The sequence below is a fragment of the Pandoraea sp. NPDC087047 genome, assembly GCF_044745225.1.
GTDB lineage: Bacteria > Pseudomonadota > Gammaproteobacteria > Burkholderiales > Burkholderiaceae > Pandoraea.
In genome coordinates, this window is sequence record NZ_JBIUZU010000007.1 from 41,207 (window position 1) to 67,922 (window position 26,716).

The 26,716-nt window shown below is 65.2% G+C and carries 25 protein-coding genes; 15 read left to right on the plus strand and 10 right to left on the minus strand.

Features of this window, described 5'->3' with window-relative positions; translation table 11 throughout:
• The first annotated feature begins 71 nt into the window (after positions 1-71).
• Positions 72-1,283, plus strand: coding sequence for a nitrate/nitrite transporter (locus tag ACIPHM_RS14555; protein ID WP_400329203.1), 1,212 nt, complete (start codon positions 72-74; stop codon positions 1,281-1,283).
• Positions 1,284-1,370: 87 nt separating this feature from the next.
• On the opposite strand, the gene ACIPHM_RS14560 is transcribed toward ACIPHM_RS14555, so the two are convergent.
• The gene (locus tag ACIPHM_RS14560) at positions 1,371-1,919 is read right to left on the minus strand and encodes a MarR family winged helix-turn-helix transcriptional regulator (RefSeq protein ID WP_400329206.1); all 549 of its coding nucleotides are present in this window, start codon (positions 1,917-1,919) and stop codon (positions 1,371-1,373) included.
• Positions 1,920-1,996: 77 nt separating this feature from the next.
• Between ACIPHM_RS14560 and ACIPHM_RS14565 the strand changes: the two genes are divergently transcribed.
• Positions 1,997-2,887: an EamA family transporter gene (locus tag ACIPHM_RS14565; RefSeq protein WP_400329209.1), complete on the plus strand. Its 891-nt coding sequence runs from the start codon at positions 1,997-1,999 to the stop codon at positions 2,885-2,887.
• A gap of 23 nt (positions 2,888-2,910) precedes the next feature.
• Here ACIPHM_RS14565 and moaC read toward each other — a convergent pair whose 3' ends face one another.
• Positions 2,911-3,390, minus strand: a complete 480-nt coding sequence (gene moaC / locus ACIPHM_RS14570; RefSeq protein ID WP_400329212.1) for a cyclic pyranopterin monophosphate synthase MoaC — start codon at positions 3,388-3,390, stop codon at positions 2,911-2,913.
• Positions 3,391-3,697: 307 nt separating this feature from the next.
• Between moaC and ACIPHM_RS14575 the strand changes: the two genes are divergently transcribed.
• Positions 3,698-5,311: a M48 family metalloprotease gene (locus tag ACIPHM_RS14575; RefSeq protein ID WP_400329214.1), complete on the plus strand. Its 1,614-nt coding sequence runs from the start codon at positions 3,698-3,700 to the stop codon at positions 5,309-5,311.
• 289 nt (positions 5,312-5,600) lie between these two features.
• Here the strand turns inward: ACIPHM_RS14575 and ACIPHM_RS14580 are convergent, their stop codons facing one another.
• The 5 genes from ACIPHM_RS14580 to ACIPHM_RS14600 form a co-directional block, all read right to left on the minus strand.
• Complete coding sequence (locus ACIPHM_RS14580) at positions 5,601-6,272, minus strand: DUF2946 family protein (protein ID WP_400329217.1); 672 nt, start codon at positions 6,270-6,272, stop codon at positions 5,601-5,603.
• Positions 6,273-6,297: 25 nt separating this feature from the next.
• Positions 6,298-7,329, minus strand: coding sequence for a YheT family hydrolase (locus ACIPHM_RS14585; RefSeq protein ID WP_400329220.1), 1,032 nt, complete (start codon positions 7,327-7,329; stop codon positions 6,298-6,300).
• 16 nt (positions 7,330-7,345) lie between these two features.
• Positions 7,346-7,801, minus strand: a complete 456-nt coding sequence (locus ACIPHM_RS14590; protein WP_400329223.1) for a nuclear transport factor 2 family protein — start codon at positions 7,799-7,801, stop codon at positions 7,346-7,348.
• Between the two features lie 43 nt (positions 7,802-7,844).
• The gene (waaF, locus tag ACIPHM_RS14595) at positions 7,845-8,870 is read right to left on the minus strand and encodes a lipopolysaccharide heptosyltransferase II (protein ID WP_400329225.1); all 1,026 of its coding nucleotides are present in this window, start codon (positions 8,868-8,870) and stop codon (positions 7,845-7,847) included.
• Between the two features lie 111 nt (positions 8,871-8,981).
• Positions 8,982-9,176, minus strand: coding sequence for a zinc-finger domain-containing protein (locus ACIPHM_RS14600; protein WP_400329228.1), 195 nt, complete (start codon positions 9,174-9,176; stop codon positions 8,982-8,984).
• Between the two features lie 374 nt (positions 9,177-9,550).
• On the opposite strand from ACIPHM_RS14600, the gene ACIPHM_RS14605 reads away from it, so the two are divergent.
• The 5 genes from ACIPHM_RS14605 to fba all read left to right on the plus strand — a co-directional run bounded on the left by ACIPHM_RS14605 (position 9,551) and on the right by fba (position 14,852).
• Entirely contained in the window at positions 9,551-10,369 is an 819-nt protein-coding gene (locus ACIPHM_RS14605) for an AzlC family ABC transporter permease (protein WP_400329231.1), read from the plus strand.
• Entirely contained in the window at positions 10,366-10,689 is a 324-nt protein-coding gene (locus ACIPHM_RS14610; protein WP_400329233.1) for an AzlD domain-containing protein, read from the plus strand. The genes ACIPHM_RS14605 and ACIPHM_RS14610 overlap by 4 nt, the downstream gene beginning before the upstream one ends.
• A gap of 85 nt (positions 10,690-10,774) precedes the next feature.
• A complete protein-coding gene (locus ACIPHM_RS14615; protein WP_400329236.1) occupies positions 10,775-11,980 on the plus strand; it encodes a phosphoglycerate kinase in 1,206 nt (401 codons plus the stop codon).
• Between the two features lie 242 nt (positions 11,981-12,222).
• The gene (gene pyk / locus ACIPHM_RS14620) at positions 12,223-13,656 is read left to right on the plus strand and encodes a pyruvate kinase (RefSeq protein ID WP_400329239.1); all 1,434 of its coding nucleotides are present in this window, start codon (positions 12,223-12,225) and stop codon (positions 13,654-13,656) included.
• 131 nt (positions 13,657-13,787) lie between these two features.
• Positions 13,788-14,852 carry a class II fructose-bisphosphate aldolase gene (gene fba / locus ACIPHM_RS14625; RefSeq protein ID WP_042112359.1) on the plus strand — a complete coding sequence of 355 codons (1,065 nt, stop codon included), beginning with the start codon at positions 13,788-13,790 and terminating at the stop codon, positions 14,850-14,852.
• 108 nt (positions 14,853-14,960) lie between these two features.
• Here the strand turns inward: fba and ACIPHM_RS14630 are convergent, their stop codons facing one another.
• Entirely contained in the window at positions 14,961-15,599 is a 639-nt protein-coding gene (locus tag ACIPHM_RS14630; protein ID WP_400329243.1) for a hypothetical protein, read from the minus strand.
• Positions 15,600-15,917: 318 nt separating this feature from the next.
• Between ACIPHM_RS14630 and ACIPHM_RS14635 the strand changes: the two genes are divergently transcribed.
• The 5 genes from ACIPHM_RS14635 (at position 15,918) to ACIPHM_RS14655 (ending at position 21,292) form a co-directional block, all read left to right on the plus strand.
• Positions 15,918-17,417 (plus strand): hypothetical protein, encoded by a 1,500-nt coding sequence (locus tag ACIPHM_RS14635; protein ID WP_400329246.1) that lies wholly within the window; start codon positions 15,918-15,920, stop codon positions 17,415-17,417.
• Between the two features lie 169 nt (positions 17,418-17,586).
• Positions 17,587-18,477, plus strand: a complete 891-nt coding sequence (locus tag ACIPHM_RS14640) for a phosphoribosylaminoimidazolesuccinocarboxamide synthase (protein WP_400330001.1) — start codon at positions 17,587-17,589, stop codon at positions 18,475-18,477.
• A gap of 16 nt (positions 18,478-18,493) precedes the next feature.
• A complete protein-coding gene (purE, locus tag ACIPHM_RS14645; protein ID WP_400329248.1) occupies positions 18,494-19,000 on the plus strand; it encodes a 5-(carboxyamino)imidazole ribonucleotide mutase in 507 nt (168 codons plus the stop codon).
• Between the two features lie 42 nt (positions 19,001-19,042).
• A complete protein-coding gene (locus tag ACIPHM_RS14650) occupies positions 19,043-20,236 on the plus strand; it encodes a 5-(carboxyamino)imidazole ribonucleotide synthase (RefSeq protein ID WP_400329250.1) in 1,194 nt (397 codons plus the stop codon).
• A gap of 3 nt (positions 20,237-20,239) precedes the next feature.
• Positions 20,240-21,292 (plus strand): L-threonylcarbamoyladenylate synthase, encoded by a 1,053-nt coding sequence (locus tag ACIPHM_RS14655; RefSeq protein ID WP_400329253.1) that lies wholly within the window; start codon positions 20,240-20,242, stop codon positions 21,290-21,292.
• A gap of 100 nt (positions 21,293-21,392) precedes the next feature.
• Here the strand turns inward: ACIPHM_RS14655 and ACIPHM_RS14660 are convergent, their stop codons facing one another.
• The gene (locus ACIPHM_RS14660) at positions 21,393-22,346 is read right to left on the minus strand and encodes a sterol desaturase family protein (RefSeq protein WP_400329255.1); all 954 of its coding nucleotides are present in this window, start codon (positions 22,344-22,346) and stop codon (positions 21,393-21,395) included.
• 216 nt (positions 22,347-22,562) lie between these two features.
• Positions 22,563-24,206, minus strand: coding sequence for a D-alanyl-D-alanine carboxypeptidase/D-alanyl-D-alanine-endopeptidase (gene dacB, locus ACIPHM_RS14665; protein WP_400329258.1), 1,644 nt, complete (start codon positions 24,204-24,206; stop codon positions 22,563-22,565).
• Positions 24,207-24,531: 325 nt separating this feature from the next.
• On the opposite strand from dacB, the gene ACIPHM_RS14670 reads away from it, so the two are divergent.
• Both ACIPHM_RS14670 and ACIPHM_RS14675 read left to right on the plus strand, forming a co-directional pair.
• Positions 24,532-25,239 (plus strand): response regulator, encoded by a 708-nt coding sequence (locus ACIPHM_RS14670; protein WP_400329262.1) that lies wholly within the window; start codon positions 24,532-24,534, stop codon positions 25,237-25,239.
• Positions 25,239-26,660 carry an ATP-binding protein gene (locus tag ACIPHM_RS14675; protein ID WP_400329264.1) on the plus strand — a complete coding sequence of 474 codons (1,422 nt, stop codon included), beginning with the start codon at positions 25,239-25,241 and terminating at the stop codon, positions 26,658-26,660. Before ACIPHM_RS14670 ends, ACIPHM_RS14675 begins: the two co-directional genes overlap by 1 nt.
• Positions 26,661-26,716 lie beyond the last annotated feature (56 nt).

Below are 26,716 nucleotides of genomic sequence, written 5' to 3' on the forward strand. Positions count from 1 at the left end.
AAGGTTTCGTTGGCTTCGGTCCGGGCTTTCGCCGACAATCGATACCCAAGCCATTTACTAGGGTTTACTCCATGTCGAAAGCACTCAGAATCTTCGTGCTGTTCGCGTGCGGATACTTCGTCTCATACGTGTATCGCGGCGTGAACATCGGTTTCGCGCCGTTCATGACGCGGGATCTTGGCCTCTCCTCGGCCGACCTCGGTCTGCTCACGAGCCTCTACTTTCTCGGTTTCGCCGGCGCACAACTGCCCGCGGGCGTGTTGCTCGACAAGTTCGGTCCGCGCCGTGTGGCGTCGCTTGTGCTGCTGCTCGCCGCGGCCGGCGCTGCGCTGTTCGGTCTGGCGCAGGGCGTGGGTGCACTGATGGTCGGGCGTCTGCTCATTGGCGTTGGCGTATCGGTGTGTCTGGGCAGTGCGTTCAAGGCGCTGGCGCAATGGTTTCCGGTGGCGCGTCTGCCGTTGCTCAACGGGCTGGTGATGGCCGTGGGTGGCATGGGCGGCGTGGTGGTTGGCACGCCACTGAGCTGGTTGCTCGGCCTGACGGACTGGCGCGTTGTGTCCTTCGGGCTGGCGGCGCTAACGGTCTTCATGTCGGGTGCCCTGTGGTTTGGTGCGCCGGAGAAGCCCGGCTCGCACGCTCAGGGCGGTTTGTCCGAGGCGTTGAAGGGGGTTCGTCAGGTGCTGGGCAGCGCGATGTTCTGGAAAGTGACGTCGCTCTCGGGCATCACGCAAGGGGTGTTCTACGCGATGCAATCGCTGTGGATGGCGCCGTTCATGCGTGACGTCGAGGGGCTGTCGCAAGCGCAGGCAGCTTCGCTCGTCTCGGTCGTGGGGCTTGCGATGATGGCTGGCAGTGTGGTGTTCGGCGCAGCCGCCCGCTCGCTGGAACGACGCGGCGTGAGCGTGTTCGCGTTCTCGGGCGTGGGCATGCTGTTATTCGTTGTAGTGCAGTTGCTGTTGATGTTGCGTGCGCCGATTCCCCCGGTCTGGCTGTGGGCCGCCTACGGGATCTTCGGCGGTACGGGCATCCTGTCGTACGCGGTGCTGGCGGAGCACTTCCACGGCACGCTGATCGGACGCGTCAATACGTCGCTCACCCTCGTCATTTTCCTGCTGATTTTCCTGTGCCAGGTCGGCGTGGGCGCGGTGCTCGGTGCCTACGCGGCACACAGCGCGCAGGGGCATATCTCGGCATGGACGGCGCTCGTTGTGCTGCAAGCCGTCGGGGCGGTGTGGTACTTCTGGCCGCAACGTCAGCGCGCTGGGAAAGTTGCCGCCGCGTAGTCGTTACGACCTGGATAGCTTGACGTCATGAGAAAGGCCCGCGTTTGCGGGCTTTTTTCGTGCTGCCCGTCGCTGCCGTCGCTGGTGTCATTTTCCCGCTTCAAGCGCACGCAGCCAGCCGCTCAGACCGGATTCGACGTTCATGAGCGTGGCTTTCGTGAGCGGGGCGAGCATGCGATGTTCGTTGGCGACGTGCGCTTCCACGGCCCGCTCGATCAACGCGAATCCCGCTTCGGTGAGTTGCACGAGCGTGCTGCGGGCGTCGTCCGGATTCGGCACGCGCGCGATCCAGCCCCGCGCCTCCAGACGCTGCAGCCGGTGAGTCATCGTGCCCGAGGTCACCATCAACGTCGAAAACAACGCGGTCGGCGCGAGCCGGTAAGGTGCGCCCGCGCGACGCAACGTCGCCAGCATGTCGAACTCCCAGCCACTCATGTCGAACTCGGCAAACGTGGCGTCGAGCTGCTGCTGCACGAGCGCTGCGCAGCGTTTGAGTCGGCCGATCACGCCCATCGGCGAAACATCCAGATCGGGACGTTCGCGATGCCATTGCGCGAGGATCGCGTCGACCGCGTCGCCGCTCGCCGAATCCGAACCCTTTTTCATCCCCGCATCCTGCACTGGCCGATTTGCCATGCCCAACTCCATTTGTCTTGATGTCAAGACAAAATCATACCAAACTTCGATTTATCTTGATATGAAGATAAATTGCCATGACGACGTTATCTCCTTCACGCGTGCGCTGGATCGATGTGCTGCTCACGGCGTTGGCACCGATGATCTGGGGCTCGACTTACATCGTGACGACGCAAGTGCTGCCGCCGGACCGGCCGTTCACGGCGGCGCTGATTCGCGTGTTGCCGTCGGGATTGCTGTTGTTGCTCTACGCGCGCCGCCGGCCTGCGCGCAGTGACTGGCCGCGGCTGTTGATCCTCTCGGCGCTGAACATCGGTGCGTTTCAGGCGCTCCTGTTTGTGGCGGCGTATCGATTGCCGGGTGGTCTGGCGGCGGTCGTCGGCGCGATTCAGCCGTTATTGGTGATGGGACTGGCGTGGGGCGTGGAACAGCGGCGGCCGCTGGCGGCGACGGTGTGGGCCGCGGTGGCCGGCGTGATCGGCATGGGCGTTCTGCTGCTGTCGCCGGGCACGGTGTTCGAGCCCGTTGGCATTCTGGCCGCGCTGGGCGGCGCGGCGAGTATGGCGACCGGCACGTATCTGACGCGCCGCTGGCGCCTGAGCCTGCCGGTGCTCGCGCTTACCGGCTGGCAGCTGACGCTGGGAGGATGGATGCTGGCGCCTGTGGCGTGGATCGCCGACCCGGCGCTGCCGTCGCTCACGATGTGGCAAACGGCAGGCTATCTGTATTTGTCGATGGCGGGTGCGTTGCTTGCGTACGCGCTGTGGTTTCGCGGTATCGCGCGACTGGCGCCGGTCGCGGTGTCGTCGCTCGGTCTGCTCAGTCCTTTGACGGCCGTGGTGCTCGGCTGGGTGTGGCTCGGTCAGGCGATCCGGGGCGTGGCATTCGTCGGGCTCGCGATGGTGTTCGCGAGCATTCTGGCGGTGCAGTGGACGGCGTCGCGGCGTCAGGTCACGTCCCGCGCCTGACGCTTTCCTCCGGGGGCTTCGTCTTATTCCTGCGCGACCCAGTCGCCCGACTTGCCGCCATGCTTCTCCAGCACGCGCACGTCGGTGATGGTCATGCCGCGATCGACTGCCTTGCACATGTCATAGATCGTCAGCAGGCCGACCTGTACTGCCGTGAGCGCTTCCATCTCCACCCCGGTGCGGCCGATGGTCTCGACCTGCGCGCGGCAATGCACGGCGTTCGCGCCGTCGTCGATCAGAAACTCTACCGTCACGCGGGTGAGCGCCAGCGGATGACACAGCGGAATCAGATCGGCCGTGCGCTTCGCCCCCTGGATGGCGGCGATACGGGCGATGCCCAGCACGTCTCCCTTCTTGGCCGTGCCGGTGCGAATCAACGCGAGCGTCTCCGGCTTCATCTGGATGGTGCCGCGCGCAACCGCGATGCGATGCGTGCTGTCTTTGCCGCCGACGTCAACCATATGAGCCTGTCCGGCGGTGTCGAAGTGGGTGAGTTCTGCCATGAGTCGATGCTGAGAAGGTGCTGGGAAAGGTTGGGGACGTGGGGCCTTTGTGCCAGCCGTGAAGGTAAGCCCGGCGATGTTTTCGACGTTCGTGCGACGCTGCGGAACGTCTACGTCTGGCTGCTATCATAGCAGCAGCCCCGAATGATCAGCGCCGTGCTGCGCCCACTTCCATGACGCGTTCGTCACGTTCGTTCCGCGCCTCACCCTGCATGTTCTGCATGATTCTCCCGCCTCGTGCGTCGTTGCCGTCGTCGTGTCTGTCATCGCCATGCGTGCACGCTTTGCGATGCCGCAGCTCGTGCGCATGACCACCTTCACCGCCATCACCCCCATGCCGACGTGGGGGCGCCAACGTCCCGATCGCGTGTTCTCGCGTGCGGGCGATGTCGCTCGCTGGCGGCGTGTGCTCGCGGGCGTCATGTTGCCCGTCATGATGGCGACGACAATCGCGGCGGTCATCGTGCCGACGCAAGCGGCCGCACAGGGACTGCCTACGCTCGGCCAGAGTTCGGCGGCCGACCTTTCGCCCGCGATGGAACGCAAGCTCGGCGAGCGGGTGATGCGCGAGATTCGTGCCGATCCCGATTACCTGTCCGATCTGTTGCTCTCGGATTACATCAATGCACTGGGCAGCAAGCTCGTCTCGGCCACGCGCAAGGTCGGGCTGGACGCCAGCCAGAGCTTCGAATTCTTCGTGGTACGCGATCCGGCGATCAATGCCTTCTCGCTGCCGGGTGGCTTCATCGGCGTCAATACGGGACTGATCGTCACTACGCGCACGGAGTCGGAACTCGCGTCGGTCGTCGGCCACGAGACAGGCCACGTTCTGCAACATCACATTGCTCGGATGATCGGCCAGCAGGCGCAGAACTCGTGGATCGCGCTCGGCGGCATGCTGCTCGGATTGCTCGCCGGTATCGGCGCACGCAGCTCGGACCTCGGCATGGGGATCGCGATGGGCGGGCAGGGGCTCGCCATCGACCGTCAACTGCGTTTTTCGCGTGACGCGGAGCGCGAGGCGGATCGCGTCGGCTTCCAGTTGCTTCAGGCGGCGGGCTTCGACACGTATGCGATGCCGACCTTCTTCGAGCGTTTGCAACGTGCGGACGCCATCAACGAAGCCGGGGTGCCGGAATATGTGCGGACTCACCCGCTGACGACGGACCGGATCGCGGACATGTTGAATCGTTCGCGCAACGCCGGTTATCGTCAGCCGGAGCAGTCGCCGGAATATGCGTTTGCGCGGGCGCGTTCGCTCGTCTTGCAGCAGAAGTCGGCGAGCGATTTCGCGACGATTGCGGATGCACAGCGCACGGCCATTCGTTCGCAGACGGCATCGAGTGTGGCCGGGGCGTGGTATGCCGTGGCGTTGGCGGAATTCAAGCAACGCCGTTGGGAGCCCGCGCGCGACGCGTTGGAGAAGTCGCGTGCCGCTTTCGGCGGTACCGGGCCGGGCACGCCGAGTCTGGCGGTGCTGGCCTCGGATATCGCACGCATGCAGGGCAAGCCGGATGAGGCGCTACGCATCGCCACGCAGGCACGCGCCGCGTTCCCGCTCTCGCAGGCGGCCGATATGGCGTACGCGGATGCGCTGGTGGCGAGCCATCGGATTCCCGAGGCAACCCAATTCCTGAAGGCGCAGGTGGAGCGCTACCGTAGCGAGCCGGTCTGGTGGCGGGCTTTGGCTGGGGCGTGGGCGGCGGACGGCAAGCGCGCGCGTCAGCACGCCGCGTTGGCAGAGCAGTATGCGTTGCAAGGCCAATGGATGGCGGCCGTCAGCCAGTTGAAACTCGCCCGCGATGCCGGCGACGCCGACTTCTACGAGATGTCGACCATCGATGCGCGACTGCACGAGTTCCAGCGTCGCTACCGGGAAGACAAGGAAGACGAGAAGGACTTCAACAAGCAGTTCGGGTGAGCGTCGGGGGCTGCGTTTCCGACGTTCTCCATTGCGAACATCGCCTCGCTTGGCCAGTATGGCGACTGCGCCGCGAAGTGAAATCTCGTCGGGCGCTTTTCGTCCCATTCTCGCCTCGCACTTGCCACGGCCGCTTCGGCACGGCGGGTGTTGCCGTTTTCCCCCCGATTCTTGCTCAGCGAGCAGGGTGAGGGCGCGGGCGACGGTGTCGGGCGCTTCTACACCGACGGATATCCCGACGTGTTTGATGAGGCCGAACAGGTTCGACGCCACGTCGCGGTGTAACCGCTCATGCCCCTTGAGCGTCGGCTTGAGGATCGCGTTCGAATCCGTAGGTTTGCGGTAGGGTGCCCGCATGGACGGTTGCCAACGGCAACGAGGTGCCATTGCGCCAATGCAGCCGTACCGCACCTTTGGCATCGGCGGTATCGTCGGAGGTTTCCCCGACTTCGAACGCTTGCGCCAGATCGGACACCTGTGTGAGCAGATCGATGTCGTGATCGTGCAGCAACGCGAGCTGCGCACTGGCCGCTTGACCCGATGCGCCGGCATCATCCGCATCACCGGCGACACCCGCGAACGCGACACTGCCGTCTTCGTCCAGCAGACACGCCTGCGGCACGAATCGCTTCCCTAACTGGTTCGTCAGCACGGGGGCACCGCGACCGTCGTTCGCGCTCTCATCCCAGGTTAGCCGCACTACGAACGGCGCATAAGCGAGCGAGACGTACACGCGTTGCGGACCGTTCTGGAAATACCACCGCCCGGCGGCGTCGCTGGCGTAATTGCGTGCGATGAACGCGATCAACGCAGCATGACGAATCGGATCGCCCGCCGTACCCGCGGCCTGCGTCGACTCGTCACGCATGCGCCACTGCCCGCGCCGGTCGAGCGCAAGCCAGCCGTAGCAATGCGGCACGTTGGGCCACTTGGCCATTGCCTGTCGAACGATTTCATCCATTAGCAAGCCTTGGGGTAAGCCGAACTCATGCCGCGTTCGGCAGAAATTGACGGAAGTAATCGACGACGGTGCGCGGCATCCACGTCAGACCGCCAGGAAACGGACCGCTCATGAAGCCCACGTGGCCGCCTTGCGCCGGCTGCAGCAGTTGGACGAAGCGTCCTACATCGTCTTCGCCGGGCAAGGCACTGGCCGGCTGGAACGGGTCGTTGCGAGCGTTGATGACGAGCGTCGGGACTTCGATGCCAGGCAGAATCGGCTTGCTCGACGCGCGCGTGTAGTAATCGAACGCGCTGTGATAACCGTGCAGCGGGGCCGTCACCACATGATCGAATTCGCCTAGATCGCGCGCGGCCATCATTAGGTTGCGGTCGTAAAGACCGGGGTACTGATCGAGTTTGGCGAGCGCCTTCTTCTTGAGTGTGCCCAGAAAGTTGCGCGTGTACACCATGTTGAAACCATGTGAGAGGGCGAGCCCACCGGCGCGCAAATCGAGCGGAGCGGAAATCGCGCAGGCCGCGCTCACGATCTGCGTTGCATGCCCCTCGCGCTCCCCGAGCCAGCGCAGCAGCACATTGCCGCCCAGTGACACGCCCGCGGTGAAGATCGGGCCCGAGGTGTGCGCGCGCAGCCGTTGCAGCATCCAGTCGATCTCGGTGCTGTCGCCCGAGTGATAGAAACGCGGCGCGCGGTTCATGCGCCCGCTGCAACTGCGGAAGTGGGGGATCACGCCGCGCCAGCCCTGCGCTTCGACTTCACGCATCAGGGTGCGGGCGTAGTGACTGCCTGAGCTGCCTTCCAGTCCGTGAAACAGCACGACGAGCGGCGTTTCGACGAGACCGCCGGGCGCTGGCGGGGATTTTTCGGCGGCGGGTGGCGCGACCAGCCAGTCGACATCGACGAAGTCGCCGTCAGGCGTGTCCCATGTCTCGCGACGGAATTCGACCCGCGGGCGGCGGCCCAGCAGCGCCGGGTAAATCGTCTGGCTATGTCCGTCGGGCAGCCACCGGGGTGGCCGGTAATCCGGAGGTAGAAACGTCGCGGGGCGCGCCGTCATGGTTGTACCGTGCCGGTCAGTGCAGCCCGTCCGGGCGCGCGTGCATCATCAGACTGAATTGCTCGACGGCCTGCGGCGGCAACGGGCTGGAGTGAATGTGCGCGAAGCGCCAGTCGCCTTGCTCGTGCACCAGCACGTAAGTCGTGTGGATGAGCTGAGCCGTAGTCTGGCCGGCGTCTTCCGTGCCGACGCGGATGGCTTCGGTGGCGGTGTGCACGACCGTGCCGACGGTGTCGTACTCGGTCGTGTCCAGCGAGTCGATCAGCACCACGCTCTGCGCGAACTGGGCGACCAGGCCGCTGCGGATCTGCTCCAGGCCGTCCCAGCGGGTGCCGTCGGCGCGAATGTAGCTGACGAAATCCTCGTTCGCCCAGAGCGCCATCGCGCGATCCGTCTGACCACGGCGCAGCGCGTCGTAAAAGGCGGTAATGGTTTCACTGGCGGCATCGAACAGACGGACAAAACGTGGCATGAGGATTTACCGTTGAGTGTTACCAGGATCGAACTGACGCGGCTCAGCGCTGCGTGAGCAGGATGTTGCGAAGGTTCGCGAACACGTGCTCGGGCATCAGCTCATTCAGGCAGCGCGTATGACCCAGCGGACATTCGCGGGCAAAACACGGGCTGCACTCCAATTGTAGCCACAGGATATGCGCCTGATCCGACAGCGGCGGGGTGTGGCGCGGATCTGACGAACCGAACAGGGCGATCTGCGGGCGACGCAATGCGGCCGTCACGTGCATCAGCCCCGAATCGTTGCTCACCACGGCGTTGGCACGGGCCAGCAGCGCGCATGCCTCGGCGAGCGATGTCTGCCCGCAAAGATTGCGCACGAACGGGGCGTCGGCAGCGATTTGCTGCGCCAGCGCGCCGTCCTTGCCCGAACCGAGCGCCACGATCTGCGCATACGGGAACGAGCGACGCATCAATTGCGCGAGCTGGGCGAAGTGTCCCGGCGGCCAGCGCTTGGCCGGGCCGAACTCGGCGCCCGGGCAGAACACCACGAGCGGCACGCGTAGATCGAGGCCGAAGCGCGCGAACACGCGAGCCGACTCGTTCAGATCGGCTTCGATGCGCGGTGTGGGGAGCGTCTCGGGCAACTTGGCCCCAGGCGCGAACGCGAGCGCAGCGTAGTGCCGCACCATCGGCGGGCGCTCGTCCTTGCGCGGATTGGCGTGACGCACGTTGAGCAGGCCGTAGCGCTGCTCACCCTTGTAGCCGATGCGCAACGGAATGCGCGCGAGCCACGGAATCAGCGACGACTTCAGCGAATTCGGCAGCACATAGGCGGCGTCGTAACCCTCGTCCGCGAGCACGCTCGCGAGCCGGTAGCGCTCGAGCGGCTGCAATTTGCCGTGCGCGAGGTCGGTGGCGACGACGCGCGAAATCTCCGGCATGCGCTCCAGCACCGGGGCGACCCAACTGGGCGCGATCGCGTCGATGGTCAGACGCGGATGCAGACGCTTGAGCAGGGTAAACAACGGCTGCGCCATCAGCGCGTCCCCAATCCAGTTGGGGGCGATCACCAAGGCTTTATGCATCGTGGCGGAGACTCTAAACGTTAAGCGTAACGGTGAAACAGACAGGCGACCGGGCCGCGCAGGATCACAACGACGTGTCGCGCGCAGCCGGTCGGGTCATGAGGCTGGCGGTCAGTGACCCTTGACCACGACGCCGGGCTTCAGGCGGTAGCGCGTGCCGCAGTAGGCGCAAGACGCTTCGCCATGGCTCACGTCGATGAACACGCGCGGATGGGCGCTCCAGGCTTCCATCTTCGGATTCGGACAGTGGACCGGGAGATCTTCGGCGCCGACTTCGACGACCGGCATTTGTTTGACTTCGCTCATGGGGTTCGAACCGTGTTGGGTATTCGGTGAATTCGCTATTGTAAAGCAGCCGCCGCCCTTTGCGGACGACGCGCGGCGCTGGCCGCCGGGGGCGAGAGCCGCGTGGTGCGTACGCGACATCTGGCGTGTTGCACCAGAAAAAACACGCTGACGACGGCTTCCCACGTACTAAGTCACTATTTACCGTGGCTATAATGGCCTGTCGTCCGCCGCCAATGATGAATATATTCAAGAGACACTCCGGCAACCCTGGCGGGCGTCATGACCTCCTGCGGTCATCCTGGGCGTGCCGGGCGCCGTCGGGACCGCTTTGCCCCGCAATGCCAGACACCGCGTCGTTCTTCACGGCGCTCGCCCCCCAGCCGACCATGCCAATGCAACGCCTGCCAGCTGCTGAACGAGAAGGGTTCGCGGCCGGTTTTCGTATTATTTCGCCGCTTTTACCTGCCATCTTTTCATGGGGGCTCGTGACCGGGGTCGCCATGAGCAAATCGATACTGAGTGTGCCGCAGGCCATCGGCATGAGTCTGATGCTGTACGCCGGATCGGCACAGCTCGCGTCGCTTCCCTTGTTTGCCGCCGGCATGCCGCTGTGGACGATTCTGCTCACGGTGGGCATCGTCAATCTGCGCTTCGTGATCTTCAGCGCCGGGCTTCAGCCGCATTTTTCCTACCTTTCGCTGCCGCGGCGTATCGCGCTCGGGTATGTGAACGGCGACCTCGGCTTCGTGATGTTCATGAACCAGAACTTTGCGAACGGCTATGTACCGGGCAAGGAGGGCACGTATTACGGCATCACGCTCAGCAACTGGGCGGTCTGGCATGTGTCGTCGATCCTCGGGATCGTGCTGGGCGCACTGGTGCCCGATAGCTGGGGCCTCGGATTTGCGGGCACGCTCGCACTCATTCCCATGATGGTGCACACGATCAACAGCCGCTCGACGATGCTGGCCGTGGCGCTTGCCTCGCTCATTGGCGTGCTCGCGTTCGACTTGCCGTATCGCCTCAATCTCGTGCTGGGCGTGCTTGGCGCCCTCGCGGCGGGCATGGTGTGCGACGAACTGGCCGCGCGCCATGCGAAGCGGCTCGCGCTGGAGAATCCGGTCGAGGTGCCGATTGCCACCCCCCGGCAGGACGACGCAGCGGGCGAGGGCGCCGGGCAACGTTGCACCTCGGGAGAGCGTCGTTCATGAGCACCTTCGAAATCTGGTTCGCGTTCGTGGCAATGACGGCCATCACCATTCTCACCCGGACATTTTTCATGCTCGCCGGGGAGCGCGTGACGCTGCCTCAGCGCCTGCAACGCGCCCTGCGCTACGCCCCGGCGGCGGCGCTCGCCGTCATCGTGGTGCCCGAGGTGGTGCTGCTCGACCATCAGTTCGCGGTGCATCTGGGCAATCACAAGCTGGCCGCGGCCTTGGCGGCGACAGGCTGGTTCATCTGGCGCCGCAACATGATCGAGATGATCGTGATCGGGATGGTCGTCTACACGCTTGGCCGCCTCTTTCTATAGGCGCAACCCCGAACCCCAAAATGGGCATCCGGGCGGTCGGATCAGTTAAAATGTATGTTTTTCCCACCATTTATTCCGGATTCTCATGGCTTCCGTCATACGTCTTTCCGATTTGATCGCTCAGGGCCGCCTTGCGGGCAAACGTGTCTTCATCCGCGCCGATTTGAACGTGCCGCAAGACGATGAGGGCCGCATCACGGAAGACACGCGGATCCGCGCCTCGGTGCCGGCGATTCAGATGGCGCTCGACGCCGGTGCTGCGGTGATGGTCACCTCGCACCTGGGCCGTCCGACGGAAGGCGAATTCAAGGCCGCCGACTCGCTCGCTCCGGTGGCGCAGCGTCTGTCGGAACTGCTCGGCCGCGACGTGAAGCTGGTCGCCAACTGGGTCGACGGCGGCTTCGACGTGGCCCCCGGCTCGGTGGTGCTGCTGGAGAACTGCCGCGTCAACAAGGGCGAGAAGAAGGACAACGACGAACTGGCGCAGAAGATGGCCAGGCTGTGCGACGTCTATGTGAACGACGCGTTCGGCACGGCTCACCGCGCCGAAGCAACCACGCACGGCATCGCCAAATACGCGCCGGTCGCCTGCGCAGGCCCGCTGCTCGCCGCCGAACTCGAAGCGCTGGGCCGTGCGCTGAACGCGCCGGCGCGCCCGCTCGTGGCGATTGTGGCCGGCTCGAAGGTGTCCACCAAGCTCACCATTCTGAAGACACTCGCCGACAAGGTCGACCAACTGATCGTGGGCGGTGGCATCGCCAACACGTTCATGCTGGCCGCCGGCCTGCCGATCGGCAAGTCGCTCGCCGAAGCCGATCTGGTCGAAGAGGCAAAGGCCATCATCGACGCCATGGCCGCGCGCGGTGCGTCGGTGCCGATCCCGACGGATGTTGTCTGCGCCAAGGCATTCAGCGCCACCGCCGAAGCGAGCGTGAAAGCTGCCGCCGACGTGGCCGCCGACGACATGATCCTCGATATCGGCCCGCAAACGGCCGCCAAGCTGGCCGAGCAACTGGGCAGCGCCGGCACCATTGTGTGGAACGGCCCGGTGGGTGTGTTCGAATTCGACCAGTTCGGTCACGGTACGCAAACCCTGGCGCGCGCCATCGCCGCTGCCAAGGGCTTCTCGATTGCCGGCGGTGGCGATACGCTCGCGGCCATCGCCAAGTACGGGATCGCCGATCAGGTCAGCTATATCTCCACCGGTGGTGGCGCTTTCCTCGAATTCCTTGAAGGCAAGACGCTCCCGGCGGTCGACGTGCTGCAACAACGCGCCGCCCAGTCGAACTGATCGCGCGGATCGCGCAAAGTCAGGTGGGGTGGGGCTCGCAGGCAGGTGGTAAGGTCCGGATCGGGTTCGCAGTGAGCGGTTTCGATCGTCTTATTGCGAACATCAGAGATCGAATCAAACGATTTCGTACTGACAATACGAACTTTTTGGTTAACCTGCGGCGGGCTAATTGCGTTACAACCCTCTAAGCGCCAGCAATGTCGAACGCGCTGCTACCCAAAGAGGATGAAGAGATGGATGTAATGAACCGCTCCACCAAGATCGTCGCCACCATCGGTCCGGCATCGAGCACGCCGGAAGTGCTCTCGCGCATGATCGCCGCAGGCGTCGACGTCGTTCGCCTGAACTTCTCGCACGGCAAGGCGCAGGATCACATCGAGCGTGCCGAAATGGTGCGCGCGGCCGCCAAGGCGGCGGGCCGCGAAGTGGCCATCATGGCCGACTTGCAGGGGCCGAAGATTCGCGTCGGCAAGTTCGAGAACGGCAAGACCACGCTCCAGGCTGGCGCCAGGTTCATTCTGGACGCCGAGTGCGACGTCGGTAACGACGAGCGCGTTGGGCTCGACTACAAGGAACTGCCGCGCGACGTGCGCACGGGCGACGTGCTGCTGCTCAACGACGGCCTGATCGTGCTGATCGTGGATCGCGTGCTCGGCAGCGAGATCCACACGACCGTGAAGGTCGGCGGCGATCTGTCGAACAACAAGGGCATCAACCGCCAGGGCGGCGGGCTGACGGCGCCGGCGCTGACCGCCAAGGACATGGAAGACATCAAGACCGCGATGGCGCTGGGCGCCGATTACGTCGCGGTCTCTTTCCCGAAGAACGCCACCGACATGGAAATGGCGCGGCGTCTGGCGAACGTGGCGGGCGAGCCGTACGGCATCAAGCCGCTGATGATCGCCAAGATCGAACGCGCGGAAGCGATTCCGGCGCTCGAAGAGATTCTGGCGGCATCGGACTGCATCATGGTCGCTCGTGGCGATCTGGCCATCGAAGTGGGCAACGCGGCGGTCCCGGCACTTCAGAAGCGCATGATCAAGCTCGCGCGCGCGATGAACAAGACGACCATCACGGCCACGCAGATGATGGAGTCGATGATTTACAACCCGGTGCCGACCCGCGCCGAAGTGTCGGACGTCGCCAACGCGGTGCTCGACGGCACCGATGCCGTGATGCTCTCGGCGGAGAGTGCGGCGGGCAAGTACCCGGTAGAGACGATCGAGACGATGGCGGCGATTTGCGTCGAAGCCGAGCGCTCGGAAGAGGTGGAACTCGATCGCGACTGGCTGGACCAAACTTTTACGCGCATTGACCAAACGATTGCCGCCGGTGCCCTGTTTACCGCGTATCATCTTGGCGCGAAAGCGATCGTGGCGCTGACCGAGTCGGGCGCGACCGCGTTGTGGCTGTCCCGTCACAAGATCCATGTGCCGATTTTTGCGCTGACGTCGCAGCTCGGCAGCCACCGCAAGATGGCGCTTTATCGCAACGTTTATGCGATGCGTGCGGATGCGACGCACGACCGCGATCACGCGCTCAAGCAGGCAGAACAACTGCTGCTCTCGCGCGGCGTGGTCAAGCGCGGCGACACGATCGTGCTGACGGTGGGTGAGCCGATGGGACAACCCGGCGGCACCAATACGTTGAAGATCGTCCAGGTGGGCCACGCATGACGAAGCAGGCCGCGCGAGTGCGGCGAGGCGTGCACAGCGCACAAGCCACGCCGCGCGCGAGCTGTCGTCATGAGGGGCGCCTCTGGATCGAGGAAAGATTTGCTTAGTTTTGTGATTCCAAGGAGAACATCATGCCCCTAGTCTCTATGCGACAGCTGCTCGACCACGCCGCCGAAAACGGCTATGGTCTGCCGGCCTTCAACGTCAACAATCTGGAGCAGGTTTCCGCGATCATGGCCGCCGCCGACGAAGTCGGTGCACCGGTCATCATGCAGGCTTCGGCCGGTGCCCGTAAGTACGCTGGCGAAGCGTTCCTGCGTCACCTGATCTCGGCTGCCGTGGAAGCCTATCCGCATATCCCGGTGGTGATGCACCAGGATCACGGCCAATCGCCGGCCGTGTGTATGGCCGCCATCAAGAGCGGCTTCTCGAGCGTGATGATGGACGGCTCGCTCGAAGCCGACGGCAAGTCGGTTGCCAGCTACGAATACAACGTCGAAGTGTCGAAGAAGGTTGTCGAGTTCTCGCACTACATCGGCGTGACGGTGGAAGCCGAGCTGGGCGTGCTGGGTTCGCTCGAGACGATGAAGGGCGACAAGGAAGACGGTCACGGCGCCGACGGCACGATGACCCGCGAGCAACTGCTGACCGACCCGGATCAGGCTGCCGACTTCGTGCAACAGACGCAGTGCGACGCGCTGGCCATCGCCATCGGCACCTCGCACGGCGCTTACAAGTTCAGCCGCAAGCCGACGGGCGACATTCTCGCCATCGACCGCATCAAGGAAATTCACCGCCGCATTCCGAACACTCACCTGGTGATGCACGGTTCGTCGTCGGTGCCGCAGGAACTGCTCGCCGAGATCCGTGAATTTGGCGGCGACATGAAGGAAACGTACGGTGTGCCGGTCGAAGAGATCGTCGAAGGCATCAAGCACGGCGTGCGCAAGATCAACATCGATACCGACATCCGTCTGGCCATGACCGGCGCGATTCGTCGCTATCTGTTCGAAAACCCGAGCAAGTTCGACCCGCGCGACTACCTGAAGCCCGCGCGCGAAGCCGCCAAGCAGGTTTGCAAGGCGCGCTATCTGTCGTTCGGCTGCGAAGGCCAGGCCGGCAAGATCAAGACGGTCTCGCTCGAAAAGATGGCCGAGAAGTACAAAAGCGGCGATCTCGCTCAGATCGTGAAGTAATCAGGCGCCCCTGCGCCATGCCGGACAGGTTTCGCGTGTCCCGCATGGCTGGCTGCCCGGCCCGGGCGGTGTGACGCTGGCGGATCTTCCGTCGTAGCCCGCCACCGCTCAGGTCGTAGGCCCGGCTTTGGCCAGCACTCGCTGGAACAGAAGCCGGGCCTTTTCTTTTGGCATCTGCAACTGAAACTTGCCGCCAAGCTCCGAGCGGATCGTGGCGGTGAGCATATCCACACCGTCGACGACGAGTGTCATCGGCTCGTTCATATGCTGGCGTGAGAAGTCGCGCATGCGCGTGGTCGCACTGTCGCGCAGGCTCATCGTGATGACGACCTCCGAGTCCGGCGACGCATTGTCGGCCTGGGCTGGAAACTGCAATCCCAATTGTTCGATGTCGCGTGCCGCATAGAGGGCGAAGCGAGGGATGTCGTCGTCTTCCGGGGTGGCGATGGCGATGAGGCGCGGCAGCACCGGGCGGTCGTCGGCCCCGGCGGTGGTGGCCGACGCGCCGCTGGCGGACGCCGCGCGCGGCGCCGTCGCCCGATGCACGGGCGCATGCGCGGAGGCCGCTGGCTGTGACGCGGTGTGAGGGTTCGTCGTTTGCGCCAGCGCGGGTGCGCCGCAGAGCGCCAACAGCGCGGCGAGCGTCGAAAGCGCGGAAAGCGCGGAAAGCGCGGCGCGCGAGGCCTGCATGACACGCCTGGCAGCGCGTGGCTGCCGGACTGTGACTGAAGTCGATGCGATCGTCATGGCAGCCCCTTCGTCGGGTGAACGTTTCCATTCTAGGCAACATCCGCGCCGGAGGAAGGGCGTGAAATCCCAGCCCCCACCCGCAGTTGTCTCCCGACACGGGGGCAAAGCGACAAGGATTGGGCGATTCCCGGAAGTCCGGCACCCCGCGGCGTGTCAGTCTCCGTGCCTCTCGAAACCCAGCCCATGTCCGTGGGCTCCCTGGAGTTGCCTATGCCGTCGAATCGCGTACCTAATTCCCTTGCCTGGTGTTTTGGCCGGTCCAGTGCCCCCGAATCGTCTCCGCCGCTCTCGCGGGCGCATCCGATGACGGAGACGATGACTCGCACCGTCAACCGGGCTTCGGCCACGGCCGCTCCCCCTGCTGCTGCCGGTTCGACGACGTCCACGCGTCAGACCTCGTCGCGGGCTTTGCCGCCCGTACCGGTAGCGGGCACGAGCACGATGGCCGCCGACTGGCGTGGTGGCGCCGACACCCGCACGGGCACTGCGGCCGGTCGTCAGGCCGACGCCGCGCCGCCGCTCTGCCTTTGGTCGTTCGACGATCCTGAACCGGAATGGGTGCCGCCAGGCGTGGCCGCGCAAGAATGGGCCGATTTTTATGGCGTCAACACCCGGCAACTGATCCGGTTAGGCAGCGAATGCACGCGTTATGGCGTTGTCAACCTGGGCGAACACCGGTTCATCGTCGGGCCGACGGCTTCGGCGGCAGAGGCGCAGGTGCTTACGCGCCTGCTCAAGGCGCATCCGCAGATCGGCGCGGTCTTCTGCGTCGAGCCGGGGAAGATGCAACACGGCCCCCAATCGGGCAAAGCCGGCGAAACGGCCGACAGTTCGGGCTATCAGGAGCGGCCGATCAGTGACTACATCACCGCCGCGAGCCGGCGAGGCGTGCGCTCGAGGGAGTCGTCGGCGCAGCAGGCGCAGAAGGCCCCCGAGCGTCTTGACGGTGGTTTGTCTCACGTCCAGTTCATGGAATTCACCGGTATGGAGCGTTTCGACGGTCGGATCGACGGGGAGACGCTCTGGCGCTCAGGCAGGGGCGTGGCCGAGTTCATGCGGCAGAATCCGGGCAAGATCGCGCTCGTATGCTCGGAGCGCGGCATTGCCCGGCCGTGCGCGGTGATCGCCAGCGCGGCGCTGCAACTCGGCGGCGGCGACGTACGCCTGCGCAGCTTGCTTTGCGCCGAGGTCATCGCCCAACGCGCCGAGGTCAGCGATCACCACATCAATATGTCGTCACGCAGCTTCGATCTCATTGCGGAGCTCTCGCGGCTTACCACCATGCTGCGCTCACCGGGACGCGGCGCGCCCCGGGGGGAGCGCAAGGTGCACCTGCTCCGGCAGCAGTTACCCGAAGCGACCGCCGACGTTGAAGTCGATTGGCAGAGCGACAAGGGACGTCGCAAGCTGGCCGACATTCTCGAAGTGAATTTCAAGCGGATCGCGCCGTTGCTGGCCTCGGGGGGCTTGCCGAGCGGCACGGCGCTGCTGTGGCTGCGCGACGAGATCAACGTGCTGCGTGGCGTACGTTTTCTGACCCCAAGCTACGTAGGCGGGCACATCGACCGGATTTCGCAGGACGACATCGATCCGGAGAGTCCCGACGCCGTGCGGTTGGTGTCCTTCGACGATTACGGGCTGACGTGCGACAACAAGTTTTACGACGTGGCGTCGGTCACGGACTGGTATCGGCGATGCCGTCGACGCAATGAAGAGATGACGAACCCGGTCTCGCGCGCCTCGGTCGTGGCGGTGCTGGTGAAGACGTCGGAAATGGCGCGACTCGAACCCCGCTTCCGCAACGGGTCCGAGTAAGCGCTCAGGGCAGAGGCGATACAGACGTCGCGGACGGTGGCGCACAGGACGACAAATGTCGGCACCCGGCAACCCGCCGGGCCGACATCTTCGTGAAACGCCCCTCGACACGCGTATAATTACGCCTTTGCCCTTCCTGACATTGGGTCCCGCCGTGACTACCCCCGCTCTGAACGCCCTGTACGAATCTTCCCTCAAGAGCCTGCCGCTGCTGTCGCGCGGCAAAGTGCGCGATAACTACGCCGTCGGCGACGACAAGCTGCTGATCGTGACGACGGACCGCCTCTCGGCGTTCGACGTGATCATGGGCGAGCCGATTCCGGGCAAGGGCCGTGTGCTTAACCAGATGGCCAACTTCTGGTTCGACAAGCTCGCGCACGTCGTGCCGAATCACCTGACGGGCGTGGCGCCCGAGACGGTCGTCTCGGCTGATGAAGTCGCGCAAGTGGCCGGCCGTGGGGTCGTCGTCAAGCGTCTCAAGCCGATTCTCGTTGAAGCCGTAGTGCGCGGTTATCTGGCCGGCAGCGGCTGGAAGGACTATCAGGCGACGGGCGCCGTGTGCGGCGTGAAGCTGCCCGCCGGTCTGCAAAACGCGCAGCAACTCCCCGAGCCGATCTTCACCCCGGCGGCCAAGGCCGAACTGGGCGAGCACGACGAGAACATCAGCTTCGACGACATGGTGAGCCGCATCGGTCGCGAACTGGCCGAGCAGATCCGCGAGATCTCCATCCGTCTGTACAAGGAAGCGGCCGCTTACGCGGCCACGCGCGGCATCATCATCGCCGACACGAAGTTCGAATTCGGTCTGGACGACGAGGGCCGCCTGCACCTGATGGACGAAGCGCTGACGGCCGATTCGTCGCGTTTCTGGCCCGCCGATTCGTACGCCGTGGGCAGCAACCCGCCGTCGTTCGACAAGCAGTTCGTGCGCGACTGGCTGGAAACCCAGCCGTGGGGCAAGACGCCGCCCGCACCGAAGCTGCCGGATGAAGTCGTCGAGAAGACGGCTGCCAAGTACCGCGAGGCGCTCGAGCGCCTGACCGGCCAGCAACTGGCCTGAGCGGGGCACTGAAGACATGAGCGAGAAACAAGCCGTGGCCCCGCGCGTTGGCGTGGTAATGGGGTCCAATTCGGACTGGGACGTGATGAAGAACGCGGCCGCGATTCTGGCCGAGTTCGGGGTGCCGTACGAGGCGCAGGTCGTCTCGGCGCACCGCATGCCGGATGACATGTTCCGCTACGCCGAAGCCGCGCGCGCGCGTGGTCTGGTGGCGATCATCGCCGGTGCCGGTGGCGCAGCCCACTTGCCGGGCATGATCGCGGCGAAGACCACCGTGCCGGTGCTGGGTGTGCCGGTGCCGAGCAAGTATCTGCGTGGCGAGGATTCGCTGCTCTCCATCGTTCAGATGCCCAAGGGCGTGCCGGTCGCGACCTTCGCCATCGGTGAAGCGGGTGCGGCTAACGCTGCACTGTTCGCCGTCTCGATGCTTGCCGCCGACGACAAGACGCTTGCCGACAAGCTCGAAGCGTTCCGTGCGAAGCAGACCGAAGCGGCGCGCGGCATGACGCTGCCCGCGCTGTAAAAGAAACGAAGGTCTCCCGCTACTGTCTGCGCCTCAACGAAGATGAATTCTGCCTCCGCTGCGCCCGTTCTCCCCGGCCAATGGCTGGGCATGCTGGGCGGCGGCCAACTCGGCCGCATGTTCTGTTTTGCCGCCCAGTCGATGGGTTACAAGGTCTGCGTGCTGGACCCGGACCCGCGCTGTCCGGCCGGTGCCGTGGCCGATCGTCTGATCGTTGCCGATTATCGTGACGAAACGGCACTCGCCGAACTGGCCGCGCTGTGCCCGGCCGTGTCGACCGAGTTCGAGAACGTGCCGGCCCAGTCGCTCGACTTCCTTGCCCAAACCACGACCGTGAGCCCCGCCGGGCGCTGTGTCGCCATTGCGCAGGATCGTGTGGCGGAAAAGCGTTTCATTGAAAGTTGCGGCGTGCCAGTGGCCCAGCATCTGGTGATCGAATCGAACGAGGCGCTCGCTGCCATCGGCGATGCGGCCATCGCGAGCGTGCTGCCCGGCATTCTGAAGACGGCGCGTCTGGGCTACGACGGCAAGGGGCAGGTGCGCGTGAGCACACCCGCGGAAGCCCGTGACGCCTACACCGCGCTCGGCGGCGTGCCGTGTGTGCTGGAAAAGCGTCTGGCGCTGGCCTTCGAGGTGTCGGTGTTGAGCGCGCGCGGAGCCGACGGCACCGTAGCGACGTATCCGCTCGCGCAGAACGTGCATATCGACGGCATTCTTGCGACCACGACGGTTCCCGCCCCCGACGCCGCGCCGGCCCTGGCCGACGCAGCACGTGCGGCCGCAGCAGCGATCGCGACGAAAATGGATTACGTGGGCGTGCTGTGCGTGGAGTTCTTCATTCTCCAGGACGGCTCGCTCGTCGCCAACGAAATGGCGCCGCGCCCGCACAACAGCGGTCACTACACGATCGATGCGTGCGCTGCGAGCCAGTTCGAGCAGCAGGTGCGTGCGATGGCCGGATTGCCGCTGGGCGAAACGCGTCAGCACTCGCCCGCTGTGATGCTCAACGTGCTGGGCGACGTCTGGTTCGAAGGCGAGGCCAAGGATCAGCCGCGCACACCTGCCTGGGCCGAGGTGGCGGCGCTGCCGTCGGCGCGCGTGCATCTGTATGGTAAGGAAGACGCGCGTGTGGGCCGCAAGATGGGCCACATCACGTTCGCCGGCGCAACGCTCGACGAAGCGCGCCATGCCTGCGTGACGGCGGCCGCGAGCCTTGATATCCCGCTGGAAGACTGAGCGATGACGACGCCTGACGCACCGCGTATCGTCATGCCTGCGGCCGACGCCATCACGCAAGCCGCACAGCAGTTGGCGGCCGGTGAGCTGGTCGCTTTCCCGACGGAAACGGTCTACGGCCTCGGCGGCGACGCGGAGAATCCGGCGGCCGTTGCGGCGATCTACGCGGCGAAAGGGCGTCCCGCGAATCACCCGGTCATTGTGCATTTTTCGCCGGAAGGCGATCCCGGCTACTGGAGCGATAACGTCACGCCTGCCGCGCGCCAGTTGATGGACGCGTTTTGGCCCGGCCCGCTCACGCTGATTCTCAAGCGCGCCCCGCATATCCCCGATGCCGTCTCCGGCGGTCAGGATTCGGTGGGCTTGCGTAGCCCGTCGCACCCGGTGGCGCAGGCGTTGTTGCGCGAGTTTGCGCGCATCAAGGGCGGGCAGGGCGGTGTCGCCGGCCCGTCGGCCAATCGTTTCGGTCAGGTGAGCCCGACCGCCGCACAGCACGTGCGTGACGAGTTCGCCGGACTGCCGGGCGTCACCGTCCATGTGCTCGACGGTGGCGAAGCGGCCGTCGGTATCGAATCGACGATTGTGGATCTGTCGCGCGGGTTCCCGGCGCTGCTGCGCCCCGGCCATATCACGCCGGAGCAGATTGCCGAGGTGCTGGGCGAGATGCCGCGCATGCCGGGGCAGGACAGCGATGCCCCGCGCGCTTCGGGCACGCTCAAGGCGCATTACGCGCCGCGCACGCCGCTGTATCTGTGCGACGCCGGGCAGTTTGCGGCGGCGCTCGCCTTGCGTCCTGCACGCGAGCGTGTGGCGGTTGTGGCGTTTGCGTCGACGCTGGCCGCGTTGCCGGCCGATGTTGCGGCCTCCGCCGATATCGTGAGGATCGTGCTGCCCGCGACGCCCGGCGGGCTCGCGACCGACCTTTATGCGATGCTGCGCCGCCTCGATCGCGCCAACGTCACGCATATTCTCTTCGAGCGGCTGCCGCATACGCCTGAGTGGGACGCCGTTGGCGACCGCCTCGGTCGCGCGGCTGCGGCGTTCGAGCGCGCGTGATCCGAGGCTGATCTCTCTGATCCCGCTGAGCCGTGCCATGCGGGCGAGCGCGTCGAAGCGTTGAAGCGTCAAAGTGTCAAAGCGTCAAAGCGTCAAAGCGTCAAAGCGTTTTGCGGGCTGCCCCAACTGTTCCTGCATGCTTCCCCGCCGCCTCCGAACCGCTCGGTAATTCGCTTTCCGGCGTCGCCCCCGCTGGCGCGATCTGCACCCTCTGCGCCGTCTGCCACGCGTGCCGCCATTCCGGCGGCCCGAACAACGCCATCCCCTTGTTGCGCCAGCCCTGCATCGTGAAAACGTCGTGCGCCATCGTCCGCCATTCGTGGAACGTCAGCGTAATCGGGTTGTGTGTGTGGATCGGGTCGACGATGCCGAATTCGCACGGTTCGGCGTCGTTTTCCTCGACGTATGACCCGAACATTCGGTCCCAGATGACCAGCACGCCGGCGTAGTTGCGGTCGATGTAACGCGGATTGCGGGCGTGATGCGCCCGATGGATCGACGGCGTGTTCAGCACGTACTCCAGCCAGCCGAGCTTCGGAATCGCCTGCGTGTGAACGAAGAACTGGAACGCGAGATTGAGCAGCACCACCCCGACGATCTGGCTCGGCGTGAAGCCGATGAGTGCCATCGGCGTCCAGAACAGCCACATGCCCGCGACGGGATACATCAGACTCTGCCGGAAGGCCGTCGACAGATTCAGACGCTCGGACGAGTGATGCACGACGTGCGCCGCCCACAGCCAGCGAATGCGATGACTGGCGCGATGAAACACGTAGTAGAGAAAGTCCTGCACAACGAACAGCAGCACGAAGCCAACCCATCCGCCGGGCATCGTGTAGCGGCGGTGGTGGTCGTAGAGCCACGCGTAAAACGGCACGATGAGCAGCCATGCCAGCTTGTCCGCGCCCTGATGCATGAGCGCGAGGGTGGCGTTGCTCACCGTGTCCTTGAGGTTGTACATGTCGGGGCGACGCCGCCGCCAGTACCAGGCTTCGATGCCGATGCACAGCACGAACACGGGGGCGAGTGCCAGCAGAATCAACTCGACGTTCATGACCTCGCGTCTCCTCACGATTGGGTCATCTGGACGGTGTCCCCGCGTCTCGTTGAGTGGGCGCAGGTGACACCGATGGAACGTCTATTCTGATGCCAATGCCGCGCGCCGGCGTTGTGGTTAGAGGGAAACGTCAAATATCCCGTCTGACACGGCGGCTACGCCGAATGCGGCACTTAGGGCTTAGGACTCGCTTAGGAGCCGCTTAGGAGCCGCTCACGGCGCATTCTCATACACCCACGAGATGAGGGCATCGTTGAATCCGCGAGCGTTGCCGGCATGCGGATCGTTGACCAGCGAGACCACGACGTAAGTGCTGCCCGTGCGCGTGCCGACATAGCCCGCCACGGCGCCGACGTCGTCGAGCGTGCCGGTCTTGATGTGCGCGTTGCCCGCCACGTCGCGGTTCACCAGACGGTTGCGCATGGTGCCGTCGACGCCGACCGTCGGCATCGATTCGACGAGCACCTGAGCGGTCGGGCTGTTGATGCCATGTTGCAGCACGCGGGCCAGCTCGGCCGCACTGATGCGTTCCACGCGCGACAGACCCGAGCCGTTTTCCACCACGAGCCCCGGCATCGCGAGATCGTACTTGTCGAGCCAGCGGCTCAGCACCTCACGCGAGCGCGCAATGCTCGCGGGCGTCTTGCCGTCGTTGCCCAGGCCCAGCGTGAGGAACAACTGGCGTGCCATCACGTTGTTGCTGAACTTGTTCATATCGTGCACGACCTCGGCCAGCGTCTGACCGCGATGCGTGACCAGCAGACGCGCACTCGGCGGCACCACGCCCGTGCGCACATTGCCGTTGAACTGTCCGCCGGACGCTTGCCACAAGGCACGGAAGCCGCCGAGGAAGAAGCGGTCGCGATCGGGCGCGGCGATGTTCCATCCTTTGTCTTCGCAAGACGCGGGGTACGCGCCCGAGAAGTGCGCGACGTAAGCGCCGTCGGGCGTCGTGCTGAGCGTGGGATGAATCCGCGTGAGCCAATCGCCGCAACTCCCGGCATCGGTTAGCGACATCTCATTGGCCACTTGCAGATTCGCCAGCGGGGGCAGCACACCGACATCGACGGTGCCATTCGGATTGCCCGTGAAGCTGAACGACATCGCCTTGAACGAGTACAGCAACGGGTCCGGCGCCACGTTGTACGGCCGATCGGAGTCGCCGTCGATGGGGCCTTGTGCGCCGATGTCCGAGCTGTATGCCGAGCGGTCGAGCACGAGGTCGCCGTTGATGGTCGTCACGCCCGTGTTGCGGAGTTCCGCGACGAACTTCTCCATCTCCTCCGGCACGAGCTTCGGATCGCCCGTCCCTCTGAAATACAGATTGCCGTTGAGCGTGTGGCCGTCGGCGTGACCATCGGTGAACGCTTGCGTGCGCCAGCGGTAATCGGGGCCGAGCGTGTCGAGCGCGGCGATCGTGGTGACGAGCTTCATCGTCGACGCGGGATTGCGCGGCACATTCGGATTGACGGCCAACAGCGGCGCAGGAATGGCGCCGCGCGTTTGCAGCGGGTTGTCCACCTTCGCGACGATCACGCTCACGTGCGACGCCGGCACCTTGCTCGCGGCCAGGGCGCGCGCGAGCGGCGCGGGCAACGGCGTGGCGTGCGCTGCCGTCACCGGTACCTTCGGAGTCTTCGCGTGCTTGAGCGGCTTGGCCTGCACGGGCGCGCTCATCACCATGGCGACGGCCAGCGCTGCAACGCAGGCGCGCGAGACATGCGTCGTTACGTGGCGGGACTGGCGGGCGATGCGGGCGATGCTGTTGATGCTGGCGGGGGAACTGAAAAAACCGAGCGGACCGGGATTGAGACGTGAGGCAAGCGAAGGGGGGCTGGGCAAGCGGGGGACGCGCATGACAGGCGAGGTTCTCCAGTGTTGCGCGCAGCGAAACCGTATGGCCCGAGTGCAGGGCAGGCAAAACATGCACAGGCAAAGCGATGCGGACGCGGCGGCGAAGCGGTAATGTGTTGGCCGCAATGCATGTCTGACGGTGTGTCCGACAGCGCGACGTAATGCGTGCCATTGTAAGTCCGGCATGCAACGAACTGTCGCTACAATGAGTCGAATTCCGGCAAGTGTCACTCGAAGGCAACATCGTACGACGCTAGACTACGTTGTTTGCGTGGTTGGTGCGAAGCACACGCCATGCCCGGACATTGCCTCAACCGGTGCTCAATCCATGCGAATTTTGTTGGTGGAAGACGATACGATGATCGCCACGGCCGTCATGAAAGGTCTGCGCCAGGACGGCTGGACCGTCGACCATGTCGGCGACGGCCAGCGCGCGCTTGATGCGCTCTCGCTGGAGTCGTACGACGCGCTGCTGCTCGATCTCGGCCTGCCGCGTCGCGACGGTATCGATGTGCTGCGCACGTTGCGCGCGCGCGGCCAGACACTGCCGGTGCTGATTGCAACCGCGCGCGACGCCGTGGCCGATCGCGTGAAAGGACTCGACGCCGGCGCCGACGACTACCTCGTCAAACCCTTCGATCTCGACGAACTCGCGGCGCGCCTGCGTGCGCTGGTGCGGCGTCAGGCGGGACGCAGCGAGCCCTTGCTGCGCCACGGCGGTATCGTGCTCGACCCCGCGACGCGTCAGGTGACCTGCAGCGGCGCCCCCGTCGTGCTGTCCGCGCGGGAATACGCGGTGCTCGAAGCGCTGCTCAACCGCCCGGGCGCGGTGCTGTCCAAGTCGCAACTCGAAGAGCGTATCTATGGCTGGGGCGAAGAAGTCGCGAGTAACGCGGTGGAAGTCCACATCCACGGGCTGCGCAAGAAGCTGGGTGCGGATGCCATCCGCACGGTGCGTGGCGTTGGCTACATGATGCCGGCACAGATGAACGAGCCACCGTCTGTGCCGGGCACCACGGCATCGGAGGCGAACTGATGCGCTCGATTCGTCGTCGCCTGCTCGTCGGGTTGCTGATTACGCTGGCGGTTGCACTGGTGCTCGCGGGCATTGCCATCTTCCGGCAGGCGCGCACCGAGGCCAACGAGCTGTTCGATTTCCAGTTGCAGCAGATGGCGTTGTCGCTGCCCGCCGAGCCGTTCTCGAGCGTGCCGGGCGTGCACAACGACACGGGCGGTCTCGTGATTCAGATCTGGAGCCGCAACGGCGTGGAGCTGTATTACTCGCATCCGCGCACGCCATTGCCCCCGCGTGCCGAATTGGGTTTCACCACGGTGCAGACGCCCGCCGGCGACTGGCGGGTGTATGCGGCCCTCGTGGGCGATAACGTCGTGCAGCTCGCGCAGCCGATGGTGATTCGCGATTCGCTCGCGGTGTCGATGGCGTTGCGCACGCTGTTGCCGCTCGTGGTGGCGATGCCGCTGCTCGCGTTGCTCGTCTGGATCGTGGTCGGACGCGGATTGCAGCCGTTGCGTCGCGTGACGAAGGCGCTCGATGCACGTGCGCCGGGCGCATTGGACGCGCTTCCCGAGGCGGGATTGCCGGACGAAGTGCGTCCGTTGGTGCGCGCGCTCAACAGCCTGCTCGGGCGGCTTGACGAAGCGCTGGTGCAGCAGAAGGCTTTCGTGGCCGACGCCGCACACGAATTGCGCACGCCGCTCGCCGCGCTGCAACTTCAGGTGCAGTTGCTCGAACGGGCGCACACCGAGGCCGAGCGCGCCGAAGCCATGCGCGATTTGCGCGACGGCGTGCGGCGCTCGTCGCATATGGTGGCGCAATTGTTGACGCTGGCGCGGCAGGAGCCCGACGTCACGCGCGCGGCAGCGGCCTTCGTCGATATGCCGTTGGCGCCGCTGTTGCAGGACGTGGTGGCGCATCATGCGACACTGGCCGTGGCACGCGGCATCGATCTCGGACTCGACGCCCCCGACGCGCTGGCGGCGATCAGTCGCGTGCGCGGCGACGCGAACGCGTTGCAGACGCTCTTTGGCAATCTTGTCGACAACGCACTGAAGTACACGCCGCGTGGCGGCCATGTGGATGTTCGTCTGGTGTCGGCAACGCCATCGCCGGTGGTCGAGATCGAGGACACGGGGCCGGGCATCGCGCCAGCCGAGCGAGAGCGCGTGTTCGACCGTTTCTTTCGCGGTGGCGCAGCGTCGGGGAACGGCGCGGTGTCGCCCGATGGGTCGGCGTCTGGCCGTCCGGAACATCCGGACCTTCAGGAAGATCACACGGCCGCGCCGCGAGTGCAGGGAAGCGGACTGGGTCTCGCCATCGTGCGTAACATCGCGCAGGCGCACGGCGCTCGCGTGGAGTTGTTCGATGGACGCAATGGACGGGGGCTGCGTGTACGCGTGAGCTTCGGTGGCGCGACGTCGGTGCCCCCGGCGCTCTGATCTCCCGCGCGGTGCCGGCGAATCCGCCGGCGCCGCGCTTTCGACGGATGCCGGAG